We start from the raw sequence: 14,230 nt of genomic DNA, 5'->3' as shown, positions 1-14,230 counted from the left end.
TCGATTATTCCATCAGGCTTTGCGGGCAAGCAGCCACAATAGGTAAGCGCCTCCAAGGAACCCGGTTATCAGCCCTATCGGCATTTTAAAGTTGAACGGCATATTAAGAGCCAGAAGGTCTGCCCCAACCAGTAGGAAGGCCCCCATAAGCGCACTGACAAAAAGCGGCGTTGACGATACGCGTGTGAGCCTTTTGGTCAATTGTGGCGCAGCAAGCGCTACAAAGGCGATAGGTCCTGCCACGGCGGTCGCACCGGCAGTCAATATGATGGCACCGATAATGGCAATCATGCGGGTACGCTGTAAACGAGCGCCCAGTTGCCGTGCGATATCATCTCCCATTTCCATGAGTGAAAGCGTATGTTGCTGGCTGAGTATGATCGGGGCAATCAGAATGAAAACAAAACTGATAAGCAGCGCATGCTGTACTGTCCTGACATTCAGCGAACCTGAAAGCCACAATTGAGCATTGGCAGCTTGATCAAGATCACCCATCACCAGCAATATGGTGTTGATGCCGGCGAGCGTTGCACCAACACCGATGCCTGTCAGAATAAAACGGTAGATATTTCCAGCTTCACCTCGTTTTAATGACAAAAGAAAAATGATCACCGATGTCATCAAGCCGCTTAAGATAGCAGCGGCCACAGTTTGCCAAGGTCCAGCGTTCAACACGATGATCTGCAGGATAGCACCGGTAGCGGCGCCTGTCGTGAATCCAAGGATATCGGGTGAGCCAAGGGGATTGCGTGATACTGACTGAAAAACAGCACCTGCCAACCCAAGGCAGGCGCCAACAAACACCGCCGTGATGACGCGTGGCAGCCTTAGCCGCCATAATATCCTCTCCAAAACAGGATCCATTTCCGCACCGGTAAAAGACGCCCACATATCTGCATAAGAGAGATTTAATGTTCCGCTTTTCAGATGCACCAGCATTGCCACAACAACACACGCCGATAGAATCAAGCCCACGGCAAGACAGCGGCCATCAATACGTAAAGATAAACGACGATAACGCCACGTCATAACATAAGCGCGCCTCATTGTTTCCCCGCATGATAATGCCTGACGACAAAAACAAAAAACGGCCCTCCAAGCAGTAAAGCGACAATACCTGCCGGTACCTCATTGGGCAGCGCTATGAACCGTCCGATCATGTCCGCCAATAATAAAAGAATCCCGGCCAGCACAGCTGAGACCGGCAAAAGCCATCGGTAGTCGCCGCCGCAAAGCATTCTTGCCAAATGTGGTGCGACGAGCCCAACAAAGCTGATAGGTCCCACTGCTGCCGTCGCGCTGCCTGCTTGCAAAACAATAATACCAAATGCCAATACCCATACAAATCGCGGATTAAGGCCAAGCGATTGTGCGACATCATCCCCCAATGCGATCATATTCAACTGGCGGCCAAGCGGTCCACTGGCCAATAGACCAAGGACTGTACACGGTATGAGGCCCCAAAGAACATCATAGCCGCGACCATCGACACTTCCAGCGGACCAATAGCGGAACTGGTCCAATATAATGGGTGAACTATTGATCAAGAGAAGACCGGTGAGCGATGACAATACAATTGTTACGCCTATGCCAGACAAGATAAGATGTAACGGACTACGATAGCGCCCAATCGAACGGCTGAGCAAAAGCACAGTCAACGCCGCAAGCCCCGCCCCCAAAAAACCAAACCATAGATAGATTGTAATCGATGCGACTTGGAAAACAGACACTGCAATCAGCACGCACAATGCTGCGCCCGCATTGATGCCTATGATGCCGGGCTCGGCCAATGGATTGCGTGTCATCGCCTGAATGACAACACCGGCAATACCCAGTGCCATACCTGCCAATACTGCGATAAATGTGCGCGGTAAACGCAACTCCATAATCACAAGATGTGCGTTGTTGGTTCTGTCCGTATGAAAAAACGCGCTGATCGTTTCCATGAATGATATAGCGCGCGAACCGATAAAAAGGCTCGAGATACATAGCAACATTAACAGCAAAACCAAAGACGCCGCCACGATAGGCAAACGAAAAGTACGCGTTGTCGTTATCTCGGTCGCCGATGCCATGTGCTTATTGCTCTTGATAATGCGCCAAGATCTCATAAATCATCTGCAGCCCCGAGTAATAATCGATGCGGAATGAGGACAGACCAAGCGGATAAACGTGTTTGCTTTTGACCGCGGGTAGATTTTGCAAAACCGGATCAGCAAGGAAAGAAGCAACATCGTTATTTGTGCCACGCATGAGAAAAACGCTCTTGCCATCAATGGCGGAGGAAAGGTTTTCATGCGAGATGAAATCAAAATCCGAACTTCGTGAAACGGTATTTTTCATCGATTGCGGCAAACCCAGAACGTTAAAACCCAGACCAGTCAGGATCTCAGCCTGCGGGCTTTCCGGTTTACCGATGGAATAACTGCCCCCAATATTGTATCCTACAATGGTGACGTCGCTTTTATGCACATTCAGTTTCTGTGCTGCCTGCACCATTGTCTGATCGAATTGTGTTATTGCGGCTTCAGCGTGTTTTTCAAGCCCGGTTGCTCTTCCAAGCATACGCGCAAGATCCTGCCAGCCGCCTTGGGCATAATTGATGACAATGGTTGGTATCTGCTGGGCTTGGAGTTCCCCATAAAAGTCCAGGATGCTATCGGCACCCGTTGATGAACCAATGACAAGATCGGGTTGCAATGCAATGATCGCCTCGAGATCGAATTGCAAATTGCTATAGAGAATTTCAACGTGCCTTTCATCGGCCACCTTGGCCCATTGGGTAAAAAAACCTTTGCTATCGGTCAACGCGCTTGGAGTCGTAGCCGCCGTGGCAATGAGCGGCGCGTCTATAGCCAAGAGAACGCCAGTCAGACTGGGAGAGGTCGAGACGATCCGCAAGGGTTTGGCTTTTATGGTCAATGCACCTTTTTGATGCGAGATCGTGCGAGGCCAGCCCTCTGCGGCGGCCTGCGTAGTGGCGGAAAAAAGATAGATAAAAGTGATGGATGATAGAACGACTAAAATGTTGCTAAAGGCACGAGACATTTTTAAAACTCTTTTTCGAAGCTATCAGATGGGCAAATCGAATTCGTCGAATTCTTTCAAACCTTCGCCTTTAGCACGCAAATTGTTGTAATATTCAAGCCGCACCACATCGATTTCACTGCTCGTGACACCATAACGCCAATATCCTATGGCTTTGATGTCATTCTTGGAAACACCGCAATCTTTCATAAAGTGCTTTCGGATAGCCCGTGTTTCATCACGCTCACAAGCAACCCAAATTTGATAGTCGGCTGCATCATTTACAGATTGTGCAGCTCGGACCAACGACCCGGTTTGGCCAGCATGTTCATTCGGCTGGCGGATATAAATGTTTTTTTCCACCCCGCTTATATCGGGCAATTCTCGTGCACAGGACGGTTCGGAACATTCAATATGGATAATGCCTTTCGCACTATCAGGCCATTGTTGAAGAATGGAGTAAATAGCAGGTATTGCTGTATCATCTGCAAAAAATAAAGCTTTCTTGCCAAGCGCATAATCTGGAACGAAATGCGGACGCGGTCCGACCATCATAATTGTACTGCCGGGTGTCGCCTGCCCTAACCACCGCATAGCAGGACTTGTTCCCTCATGGAGAACGAAATCAATTTCGACGATATTCTTCGAAACATCGTAGCTTCTGATGGTATAAACTCGAGAGATTGGCCGTTTTCCAGTGACTTCTTCGACCTCCAGCCTGACCGCAACATTCGGCTTCTGCCATAGTTCGGGTTGACGTGGATGAATCTTGCCCTTAACGCGCGCAATGCCGGGAAATGGTCGGACAATGTCAAGCACCGTCAATTCGAGACGTTCCATTCCGTCCATATGATCGTCTTGTTCCAGAACATCTGAAGCATCCCGCTCGATATCCACGTTGGACATATTCGGCTTTTCTTGATCCATCGCAATGGCTCCATCATTTTCAAAAGGAATATTATAGGTGTAAACACTATAATATGATTATAATAATCATGTTTTATAAAATTCATATTGCAGAATGCGTTTCTCAATGCAATACGAATTATCTCAGAGAGACGATAATGATGACAAGCCGCCTTTACGCCAAGAATCTCGAAGTCCATTATGGCCCACAAGAGATCTTTAAAAACCTTTCCGTGACCATCCCCGATGGTAGCTTTACCGCAATTATCGGCCCCAATGGCTGCGGGAAATCGACTTTATTGCGAACACTTTCCCGTTTATTGAAACCACAATCCGGTCAAGTTGTTCTCGACGGACGATCAATATCTGTACAACCGTCCATCGAGGTTGCCAAAACCCTTGGTCTTTTGCCGCAAAGGTCGATGGCACCGGAAGGAATAAGCGTACGCGCATTGGTCGAAAGGGGCCGCTTTCCTTATCAAAGCTTTTTTAGACAATGGTCTGAGGAAGACGAAAATGCCGTCAATAGAGCACTTGATGACGCCAATATCAGTAATCTTGCGGCAAGATCTATCAATGAATTATCGGGCGGACAGAGCCAGCGTGTCTGGATTGCCATGGTGTTGGCACAGGATACGCCGCTTCTACTGCTCGATGAGCCAACAACATTTCTTGATCTGGCGCACCAGATCGAATTGATGGATCTATTCAGTAAACTCAACAAGAAGGGACGCACTGTTGTAGCAGTTCTCCACGACCTCAATCAGGCAAGCCGTTATACTAACCACATCATTGCCATGCGTGAGGGTAAAATAGAAGCGAGCGGAAAACCTGCCAATATCATCACTGCCGATCTTATCAAAAGGGTTTTCGCACTTGATGCGACAATCATGGAAGACCCCGTCTCGAGCAGTCCCTTGGTCATTCCGGGGTTGGTAAAAGCATCCAAGACAGGCAAGCAAGCAAGCTAAAAAGATTGTCCGGTTGTCTGTTGGTTGACCTTAAGCGCTTCATTATAAAGCATATGGCGTTCCTGCTCGCTATGCATTTTTCCCAGATCGGCAACATTCGTCATAACGCAGATGATTTCGCCCTGCGCATCAAAAACGGGGGCGGCCTGTCCCGTTACATTTTTCAACAAATGGCTCGTCAGTTCCATCCAGCCATCTGTTCTGATCTGCTCGAGGATAGCCGTACAGGGCTTTTGTCCGCGAAAGTGCGCGGGTTGCAGCTTGCGCACCAGATCAACTTTTGTAGCGGAGAGATAGGACTGGAACACGAGGCCGCAGGCTGTATTGTCAAGCGGAAGCACATCGCCCAGCGCCAAAGAATTTACGGAAAAAAAAGCACTTCGATACCACCGCACGAGTGTAGGGCCGCGATCCGTCCATATCGCTATGCCGCCACTCATCGTCGTCTCCTCGGCGAGCTGTTTCATATGGCGTGCTGCTATCTCGACACCGTCAACTTGCTTCAAAGCGCTGATACCGATACTCAAAGCCGTTGGCCCTAAGCTATATCGGCCACTGAGCCTATCCTGCTTGGCAAGCCCCTCTTTGATAAGACTTTGCAAATAGCGATGCGCCTTTGAACCCGTCGTATGAGCACGTTTTGCCACTTCGCCTAGCGCAAGCTCGCGTTCAGCATTGGCAAGAACTTTCATGAAGACTGCGGCGATCGACACGGATTGTATTGTCGCCGAACGCTTTTCATTGGTTTCTTCTGCGTCTTCCAACTGAAATATGTCCAAATCGTCCAATATAGTTTCCTCGTCGCCATTTTTTTCTGTCTAACACGACCATCGCTGACTGTCATCGGCGAATGCCGAACTTACCAGCATTCAGTTTTTAAGATGTCCAATGAAGGTGGAAGCGGTATAGTCGCGACGAAGTAGGTTGGCATCAACAAGAGCAGGCATTAACTGATCCAATGCGATATCAAGCGAATTGACAGACCCGCCCGGTGTACAAATAAAACCATCTATCGCACCATGTTGATGCCAATCACGTATAACATCCACTGCATCTTCGACGGTTCCTATCACTTGCCAATGTGAAGCAGACGTAACTTCCGGCCGCATGAGAAGTTCGGCGACGGTCGGTTTATGTCGATCAATCAGCCTCTTCAATAACATAGTATGGGTCTGACTGAACACCTGACCTTCCGCTTCTGGTAAATCCGCAAGGGTGACAGGTTTGTCCGCCGGCCAATCGGTGAGATCGATACCAACTGTTTTCTTGATGTAAGCGAGCTTTCGCGAATTGTCAGATGTTCTAAACGTTTCCTCGAATAAGTCCTGAGCTTCCCGCCGCGTATCCGCCAGATAGAGATTGAGGGCTGGCAAAAGAAGGATATCATCGGGGGATCGTCCATGCGTAACAGCACGTCTACGCAAATCATTTCGGAGTTCTATCGCCATCTCTCTATCAGGTGTAGCGGCAAACACCGCGTCGGCCACCGATGCTGCAAAATCTTTCCCGGCGTCCGATGCGCCCGCCTGTATTAAAGGAATCTGCGTTCCACTCGCGGGGAGGTTCAGCGGCCCCATAATCTGGTGATATTTGCCCTTATGCTGGATCGGTTTGATTCTATCCACATCAGCAAACTGACCCGATCGTCTATCCCCGATCAAAGCATCTTCAGGAAAACTCGCCCAGAGTTTTTTGACAATATCCGTGACCTCGGCGGCGTGCTCGTAGCGATCAGTCGACGCAGGCATTCTATCAAGACTGAAATTTTCGTTGCCACCGAGTGCCGTTACTATGTTCCAACCGGCACGTCCGCGGCTCAACTGATGCATTGATTGGATCTGCCGCGCCAGCACATAGGGAGGAACGAACGTGGTTGAGACAGTTGTCAAAAGACCGATATGCTTTGTTTCCCTAATAAGGGCAGCAAGAAGCACTGTAGCATCAAAGCTCATAAAAGATGGACCGCTGGCAACCCCTTGTTCTGGCAGAAAAAGAGCATCTGCCCTGAAAAGGAAGTCAAGATGGGCTTTTTCTGCTCTTCGGGCTATATCCGTGTAGAAGTCCAACGAAAACATCGCTTCGACATTGCTATCATCGCGCCGCCAACCAGAACCGTTGAACCAGGTCGGCGTTAAAGACATGCCAATATGCAGTTGCTTCATGTTATTTCCCGTCGTCTCACGGTTTGATCCCGTGTGCTTCATTAAATTGTCACCGCGGCCTAGCATTCACTTCCACTTTGTATCAAGCAAAAGTGAATATGTCGGTCTTTGAATCGCGCAATTTCAAGAATTTACTGCATCGGCAGTTTGCTGCAAGTTGGACCGATTCTATCAAGCGTTCGCAATTTTTTACACATATGACCAATCGTCGCAGCAGTGTTATTAGCAGCCTGTTTTCAACACCGATCAGCGCATTATGCGTTCAGGTGTCAAAAAACTGAAATAATAACTGTTTAGTTGGGTCGCGTGACTGATGAAGAATTGAAAGATTCATACAATATGCTGATGACAAGATCGCTTTTTTCACCCAATGCCTTCCGTTCAACAATTACGTCCTGTGCTATTGTGCTGAGTGCAATCGCTTTGCCTCTAACGCCGGCGTCGGCTCAAGACAGCATGGCCGATTATAAACTGGACAAAGTCGTCGTTTTGATGCGCCACGGTGTACGCCCGCAAACCGAAACAGCCAAATTGAATGAAAGCACAGGTAAAAAATGGCCTGAGTGGATCGTACCGGACGGCAACCTTACGGGCCACGGATATGCCGGTATTATACAGCAATCAGCCTATATGTTGAAAAAATGGCGGGCCGAAGGTCTGTCCCTTTCCAATACCTGCCCACAAACTAAAGACGCGTTTGTTTGGGCGAGCCCGGTACAGCGGACGGTTGCTACCGCGCAAGCAGTGACCGATGGCATGTTTCCTGGTTGTGGCGTCAACGTAGGGCACTTAGCACTCGAAAAAGATGACCCGCTTTTTCAAGCCATTGATCTGGAAATGTCACAACCAGACCCTAAAAAAGTTGAAATTGAAGTTTTAACCGCGATGGGCGGCTCGCCTGAAGAAGCGGCAAAAAAATACGCTCCTGACGTGGCACTGATGCGCCAGACCGTTTGTGGTGATGGCCCGGAAGATTGTAAATTCCTCGATGAAAAGTGGGGTTTCAAAAACACCAAACCCGGGAAATATAAATTGAGCGGCCCTGTTTCGGTTGGAAGTTCGATCGCAGAAACCATCCGCTTGCAATATAGCGAAGGTTTGCCGCTTTCACAGGTTGCGTTCGGTCATGTCAAAAATGCCGATGATGTTGCGAAACTCATGGCTTTGCATGCAGCCAAATACGATATTATCAACAATACGCAGGAAATCGCCATTAATGGTGGCAGTATTCTAATGCGTGAAATATTGGATAGCCTGGTTGCAGGTACACCGCTTTCGCCAGTTCAGAAATACCCCGAGCTATCGGCACCGCTCGTTGTGTTTGTTGGTCATGACACGAATATTTCCCAAGTGCAAACCATATCCGATTTTCGTTGGAAACTTGGAAATTATCCGGCTGATGACATTCCACCCGGTGGCATGTTGATATTCAAGCGCTATAAAAACCTAAAGAATGGCCGCTATGCTTTGCAATTATCGTTTGCGGCACGTTCACTGGACCAATGGCGTTCATTGACACCCCTATCTCCAGAAAGCCCGATACTTTCACAAAATTATACCAATAGCATCTGCACCTTATCCGATAAGGCAGATCTGTGTGATCTAGCTACCTACGAAAATACCTATCGAAATAAACTTGCTGATAAAGCCGACAGCGTGGTGCTTTTTAAATAACCCGACGCTTTCCCGTAAAAAAACTGTAACAAGAAAATGATATGAATACAGATAGATAGGAAGCGAAATCAAGCGACCTATCTATCGTTTCTCCCATCTCATTTTCATGAGACTTCCACCACCGGCTGACTGCTTCAGCTGGATTGGATTTGTGCTGCCCAAATTCGGGTCAATGACAGCTATTCAGAATAAACTGGAGTCCTCCATGATTTTTCAACGTTCCCTTTTAGGATCGATTGCCTTTTTGTGTTCGTCATCAACGCTTTTTGCTGCCAATAGCGTTTTGGACGCCGAACCTGTTGAATATGTGCGTGTCTGTGAAGCCTATGGCAAAGGCTACTTCTATATTCCGGGCACTGAGACGTGTATGAACATGTCGGGATATGTACGCCACGAAATCGGCGTTGGCGATGATGTCAGCGGGCAAACCGTCGACGATGTATTTGGCAAAAAAACCGATTCCTATCGTTCAAAAACAAGAGCTGAATTGAAGTTCCATACCAAAGCAGAAACCGATCTCGGAACGATGACCACGTTGATCACCCTGCGCTCTGAATGGAAAAACGGCAAGGATGGTTCAAGCGGCCAAATCAGGCGGGGTTATGTCGAGCTCGAGGGTTTTCGCGTTGGGCTTGTCGAAACATCTTTTTATGAGTGGACCGATAAATATGGCGAAGTGCTTAATGACGATATATTGGGCCCCGCCAGCCATCGCACAAACGCAGTCAGCTACACCTATAGCGGTGACCATGGCATATCCGGTATCATTGCTCTTGAGCAAGGTATTGGCGACGAAGGCGAAGGCTATCACTACAAGTTAGATGATAATGGCTCACCTTGGGTCAGCAAGGCCTATCACCTCCGACAGCGTATAGACAATTACGTTCCTAATATTGTTGCGGGCCTGAAATACGAAGGTAGTTGGGGTTCTATTGCTACCGTTGCAGCCTATGATTCATATTACGAAGAATGGGCCGCACGTCTTAGATTGAATATGAATGTGACTGACAAGTTGTCATTGTGGCTGATGGGTGCTTATAAGTCAGCTGAGGATTATTACGCTGTGGACGAAAGCTATGGCAATAAAGGACTGAAAATTCATTCTGATGGGCGTAGAAGCTTTGGCATTTATCGCCAAATTAACAGCATGTATGGTGATTGGGGGGGCGACTGGGCTGTTTGGGGCGGTGGAACCTTGGACCTCAACAAAAAATCATCTTTTAATTTTCAGCTCGCATATGAAGATGCCGGCACAATGATGGCGGCAGCGAACGTGAAGTACAAAATCGCGTCCGGTTTGGTACTTACTCCCGAAATCGCCTATATGTCTTGGGATGATGATTATGGCTATAAAACAGCTGATGGCAGCTATGAAGTGCGCCAATCTTTAAAAGGCCGTGATGCATTCACCGGAATGGTTCGTCTACAACGCTCTTTCTGAAGCGATGCCACCCAGAATTGCTCATGATTTTGGGTGGCATTTGATCGAATATTTATAAGCCGCGTTTTCTCATCATCGCATCAGGCGATGGCATACGTCCCCTGAAGGCTTGATAAAGCTGTTCTGGATCACGGCTACCACCGGCAGAATAGATATTATCTTTCAACCGCTGCGCCATGTTTTCGTCGAACGCATTTCCTGTTTCGGTAAAAGCTTCAAATGCATCGGCATCGAGAACTTCCGACCACATATAGGAATAATAGCCGGCAGAGTAACCATCGCCCGAAAAGACATGCGTGAAATGCGTTGGACGATGGCGCATGATGATTGCTTCAGGCATGTGCAGTTTTTCCAATTCGGATTTCTCGAATGCTGTCGGATCGTCTATGGTTTCCCCACGATGGAAGGCCATATCCAATAAGGCAGAGGAGGTAAATTCCACCGCATCAAAACCAGCATTGAAGGTGCGGGCTGCAAGCACTTTATCCAATAGAGACTGCGGCATCGGCTTTCCTGTCTCGACATGCAGCGCAAATGTTTGCAAGGTTTCGGGAACAGTCAACCAATGTTCGTATAATTGCGACGGAAGCTCGACGAAATCTCGCGATACTGATGTACCAGAAATAGAAGGCCATCTAACATCGGAAAGCAACCCATGCAAAGCATGGCCAAATTCATGAAAAAGCGTACGGGCATCATCAAGGGATAGAAGCGCGGGAACGCCCTTGGGCGGTTTGGCGAAATTGCATACATTATAAATGATAGGCTTTTGCCCATCGCCCAGTCCATGTTGCGATTGCAGCGCACTCATCCAAGCACCTGACCGTTTTGACGGGCGAGCAAAATAATCGCCAATGAACAAGCCGCGTAACGTTCCATCGACATTTTTGACTTCGAATAAACGCGCGTCCTCATGCCAAAGCGGTACGCCGGTTTTCTCCGAAAATGTTATGCCGAATAACCGCGTTGCCGTAGCAAACGCCGCTTCTATCATCCGATCAAGCTGGAAATAGGGTTTAACTTCAGCCTCATCAAATGCAAAACGGTCGGCACGCAACTTCTCTGCATAATAACGCCAATCCCAAGCCGCCAACGCTTCATTGCTGCCTGATGCGGCCACAACCTGCTGCAAATCTTGCTGTTCAAGTTCTGCCTTCTTGACCGCGCGCGTCCAGACAGGCATCAGCAACTCCATGACGGCATCTGGTGTTTTCGCCATCGTACTATCAAGTTTGAATGCTGCAAAAGATGCATAGCCAAGAAGCTTGGCTTTTTCATCACGAAGTGCCAGAGTTTCGCTGATCAGTGCCTTATTGTCGTTTTCGTTATCATTCTCGCCGCGCCTTGACCAAGCGTCAAAAGCTTTTTCACGTAAGTCGCGCCGGTCGGAAAATGTCAGAAAGGGTTCCACAATCGAGCGGGCAAGTGTTAGAGCGTAAGAATCGGGTTTGCCGCGTTCAGATGCTGTTTCCCTCATGGTTGCAATCAGATCAGCAGGCAATCCGGCCAAATCTTCTTCTTTGAGAAAAAGTACCCATTCCGCTTCATCTTTCAAAACATGTTGCCCGAAGGTTGCGCCAAGCAAGGCAAGACGTTCGTTGATTTTCGCCAAACGTGCTTTGCCTTCATCATCCAGGCGGGCACCATTGCGCACAAAACCTTTCCAAGCCAATTCAATAACGCGGCTCGTCTCGCTATCAAAAACCTGTTTTTGCGCTTCCTGATAGAGCGTATCCATTTTAGCAAATAACCGCGGATCCATCATCAATTTTGAAGAATAGCGCGACAATTTTGGCACAAATTCCTGTTCCAATGTTTGAATAAGCGCGTTGCTATAGGCACCCGAGCGCAGAAAAAAGACCGAGCAGACACGGTCTAACCCTTGTCCTGCCAATTCGAGTGGCTTGAGGAAGTTATCGAGAGTTGCGGTTTGCGGAGCCGCAGCAATTGCTTCCACCTCGATTTCAGCATCCTGGAGAACCTGTTCAAATGCCGGCTTGAAATCTTCATCTTTAATCGCCGAAAAATCGGGAAGTCCGTCGAAACCGGTCCAGTCCAGCAAGGCTATTTTCGTCATAATGCTTATATCTCCGATCAGTATCAGCCATGTTTCAACATAGCTTGATTAAAGAAGAGATGTAGTGATTCTGCTGCCGAATTCCAGTTCTATTCAACCGCCTCAAGCACAAAATGCTGATCTCCCACCTGTCGGTAATGTTGCGCCGGTGGCTCGTAGCCATTTGGGCGGATCGGGCTTTTGAGTTCCTCTATTGCCGCATTGCGGCGCAAACCTCGACGTGAAGGATCGGGCACGGGCACAGCTTCAATGAGCTTTCTGGTATATTCATGAGAAGGATTGGAGAAAATGGCCTCGCGCGGCCCTATCTCGACGATTTGGCCTAACCGCATTACTGCAATACGGTGACTGAGCCGCTCGACCACGGCCATATCGTGCGATATGAACAAATAGGCTATGCCAAATTCTTCCTGCAGCTGCATAAGCAGATTACACACTTGTGCTTTCACCGAGACATCAAGGGCTGAAACGCTTTCATCGGCAACAACAACTTTCGGATTTAAGCCCAGAACACGGGCAATTGCTATGCGTTGACGCTGACCGCCGGAAAACTCATGCGGATAGCGCGTCATCATATCTGCATTCAAGCCAACCTGTTCCAAAAGCAGTGCTGCTTTATCAGTTGCATCCTTTCGCGTCGCAAGCCCATGGGTTAACAACGGCTCTTTGACAGCCGCTCCCACCGTCATCCGCGGGTTAAGGCTGGAAAATGGATCTTGAAACACCATTTGCGCACTTTCACGCATCTTTTGAAGTTCTCTTTGTCCAAGTTGCAACACGTTGTAGCCATCAAGTGTCACCTCACCCCGGGTCGGCTCTATCAACCGAATGACAGAGCGTCCAGTGGTTGACTTTCCGCATCCCGACTCTCCGACAAGAGAAAGGGTTTCGCCCGCGAAAACATCGAATGAGATATTCTCAACCGCATGCACTTGCGACGTTACCCGACTGAGTATACCGCTACGGATGGGAAACCGTGTGACGAGATTTTTAACCGATAAGATTGGCGGCTTTTCTCTATGAACGGTATTTTTTGCAATCCGGCCCTGCGAAACGGCACCGGTATGCATGTCAACCTGCGGAAAATATTCCGGTTCTGCTTTTCCTTTCATGGAACCCAGCATAGGGACCGCCGCTAAAAGCGAGCGTGTATAAGGTTGCTTGCTATGGGCGAAGATATCTGCAGTTGCACCTTCTTCGATGGCGTCGCCACGAAACATGACAACCGTGCGATCGGCAATTTCTGCAACCACCCCCATATCGTGGGTGATGAATAATACACCCATACCCTCTTCTTCCTGGATTTCTTTTATCAAATCCAGAATTTGCCCTTGGATTGTCACGTCCAATGCAGTGGTCGGTTCATCGGCTATGAGTAATTTAGGGCGCGCGGCCAAAGCCATCGCAATCATGATACGCTGACGCATACCGCCTGAAAATTGATGCGGATAATCATCGAAGCGGTTTGCTGCATTCGGTATACGCACCCTGTCCATCAACATGATTGTTTGCGATCGCGCTTCCATTGCAGACATCTGTTTATGCACCTGCAAGATCTCGGCAATCTGGCGCCCGACCGTGTAGACAGGATTAAGTGACGTCATCGGCTCTTGGAAAATCATCGCCATATCGTTGCCGCGAATGTCGCGCATTTGCTTTTCATTCAACGCTAGAAGATTGCGGCCCAACAGATCGACGACCCCTTCTATCCGACTGGATAAAGGATCGAGCAACCGCATAATTGAAAGGGAGGTTACGCTTTTTCCCGAACCTGATTCACCAACAATAGCTACAGTTTCACCGGCATGAACGTTGAACGACATATTGCGCACAACCGATTTCCAGATATCATCGACGATAAAAGACGTGGTAAGGTTTCGAACAGATAAGACAGGCTCTGTCGAATTGCGACCTACTGCTTGTGACACAATCTTATCCCCTTTGGTTCATCCAAAACAATTTGAAATGGTTT

At 48.5% G+C, this 14,230-nt stretch carries 11 protein-coding genes; 3 read left to right on the top strand and 8 right to left on the bottom strand.

Features of this window, described 5'->3' with window-relative positions; genetic code table 11:
- Positions 1-12 precede the first annotated feature (12 nt).
- From ACYSNS_RS10675 to ACYSNS_RS10660, 4 genes are read right to left on the bottom strand one after another with little or no spacing between them, the layout of a single operon-like run.
- On the bottom strand, positions 13-1,047 hold the full coding sequence (locus tag ACYSNS_RS10675) for a FecCD family ABC transporter permease (protein WP_461723143.1): 1,035 nt from the start codon (positions 1,045-1,047) through the stop codon (positions 13-15).
- The gene (locus ACYSNS_RS10670; RefSeq protein WP_461723142.1) at positions 1,044-2,075 is read right to left on the bottom strand and encodes a FecCD family ABC transporter permease; all 1,032 of its coding nucleotides are present in this window, start codon (positions 2,073-2,075) and stop codon (positions 1,044-1,046) included. Before ACYSNS_RS10670 ends, ACYSNS_RS10675 begins: the two co-directional genes overlap by 4 nt.
- 4 nt (positions 2,076-2,079) lie before the next feature.
- On the bottom strand, positions 2,080-3,048 hold the full coding sequence (gene fepB, locus ACYSNS_RS10665) for a Fe2+-enterobactin ABC transporter substrate-binding protein (RefSeq protein WP_461723141.1): 969 nt from the start codon (positions 3,046-3,048) through the stop codon (positions 2,080-2,082).
- A gap of 24 nt (positions 3,049-3,072) precedes the next feature.
- Positions 3,073-3,954, bottom strand: a complete 882-nt coding sequence (locus ACYSNS_RS10660) for a siderophore-interacting protein (protein WP_461723140.1) — start codon at positions 3,952-3,954, stop codon at positions 3,073-3,075.
- Between the two features lie 140 nt (positions 3,955-4,094).
- Between ACYSNS_RS10660 and ACYSNS_RS10655 the strand changes: the two genes are divergently transcribed.
- Positions 4,095-4,904 (top strand): ABC transporter ATP-binding protein, encoded by an 810-nt coding sequence (locus ACYSNS_RS10655; protein ID WP_461723240.1) that lies wholly within the window; start codon positions 4,095-4,097, stop codon positions 4,902-4,904.
- Here the strand turns inward: ACYSNS_RS10655 and ACYSNS_RS10650 are convergent.
- Both ACYSNS_RS10650 and ACYSNS_RS10645 read right to left on the bottom strand, forming a co-directional pair.
- Positions 4,901-5,692: an IclR family transcriptional regulator gene (locus tag ACYSNS_RS10650; protein ID WP_461723139.1), complete on the bottom strand. Its 792-nt coding sequence runs from the start codon at positions 5,690-5,692 to the stop codon at positions 4,901-4,903. The two genes, ACYSNS_RS10655 and ACYSNS_RS10650, sit on opposite strands and share 4 nt — an antisense overlap.
- 81 nt (positions 5,693-5,773) lie before the next feature.
- Complete coding sequence (locus ACYSNS_RS10645; protein ID WP_461723138.1) at positions 5,774-7,066, bottom strand: NtaA/DmoA family FMN-dependent monooxygenase; 1,293 nt, start codon at positions 7,064-7,066, stop codon at positions 5,774-5,776.
- A gap of 345 nt (positions 7,067-7,411) precedes the next feature.
- Here ACYSNS_RS10645 and ACYSNS_RS10640 point away from each other — a divergent pair, with 345 nt between their 5' ends.
- Both ACYSNS_RS10640 and ACYSNS_RS10635 read left to right on the top strand, forming a co-directional pair.
- Positions 7,412-8,740: a histidine-type phosphatase gene (locus ACYSNS_RS10640; RefSeq protein WP_461723137.1), complete on the top strand. Its 1,329-nt coding sequence runs from the start codon at positions 7,412-7,414 to the stop codon at positions 8,738-8,740.
- 205 nt (positions 8,741-8,945) lie between these two features.
- Positions 8,946-10,181 (top strand): porin, encoded by a 1,236-nt coding sequence (locus tag ACYSNS_RS10635; protein WP_461723136.1) that lies wholly within the window; start codon positions 8,946-8,948, stop codon positions 10,179-10,181.
- Positions 10,182-10,233: 52 nt separating this feature from the next.
- On the opposite strand, the gene ACYSNS_RS10630 is transcribed toward ACYSNS_RS10635, so the two are convergent.
- Together ACYSNS_RS10630 and ACYSNS_RS10625 are read right to left on the bottom strand one after the other, a co-directional pair.
- Positions 10,234-12,258, bottom strand: a complete 2,025-nt coding sequence (locus ACYSNS_RS10630; protein ID WP_461723135.1) for a M3 family metallopeptidase — start codon at positions 12,256-12,258, stop codon at positions 10,234-10,236.
- A gap of 89 nt (positions 12,259-12,347) precedes the next feature.
- Positions 12,348-14,186 (bottom strand): ABC transporter ATP-binding protein, encoded by a 1,839-nt coding sequence (locus ACYSNS_RS10625; protein ID WP_461723134.1) that lies wholly within the window; start codon positions 14,184-14,186, stop codon positions 12,348-12,350.
- Positions 14,187-14,230 lie beyond the last annotated feature (44 nt).

The organism is Bartonella sp. LJL80, assembly GCF_054871565.1.
Note: the sequence above shows the minus strand (reverse complement) of the source record. Positions and strands in the feature narration are given on the sequence as shown.

What these genes read in the sequence shown, in the direction of transcription:
- ACYSNS_RS10675 (WP_461723143.1), bottom strand. Translation starts at nt 1,047, where the DNA reads ATGAGGCGCGCTTATGTTATGACGTGGCGTTATCGTCGTTTATCTTTA.
- ACYSNS_RS10660 (WP_461723140.1), bottom strand. Translation starts at nt 3,954, where the DNA reads ATGGATCAAGAAAAGCCGAATATGTCCAACGTGGATATCGAGCGGGAT.
- ACYSNS_RS10655 (WP_461723240.1), top strand. Translation starts at nt 4,095, where the DNA reads ATGACAAGCCGCCTTTACGCCAAGAATCTCGAAGTCCATTATGGCCCA.
- ACYSNS_RS10630 (WP_461723135.1), bottom strand. Translation starts at nt 12,258, where the DNA reads ATGACGAAAATAGCCTTGCTGGACTGGACCGGTTTCGACGGACTTCCC.
- ACYSNS_RS10670 (WP_461723142.1), bottom strand. Translation starts at nt 2,075, where the DNA reads ATGGCATCGGCGACCGAGATAACGACAACGCGTACTTTTCGTTTGCCT.
- ACYSNS_RS10640 (WP_461723137.1), top strand. Translation starts at nt 7,412, where the DNA reads ATGACAAGATCGCTTTTTTCACCCAATGCCTTCCGTTCAACAATTACG.
- ACYSNS_RS10645 (WP_461723138.1), bottom strand. Translation starts at nt 7,066, where the DNA reads ATGAAGCAACTGCATATTGGCATGTCTTTAACGCCGACCTGGTTCAAC.
- ACYSNS_RS10635 (WP_461723136.1), top strand. Translation starts at nt 8,946, where the DNA reads ATGATTTTTCAACGTTCCCTTTTAGGATCGATTGCCTTTTTGTGTTCG.
- fepB (WP_461723141.1), bottom strand. Translation starts at nt 3,048, where the DNA reads ATGTCTCGTGCCTTTAGCAACATTTTAGTCGTTCTATCATCCATCACT.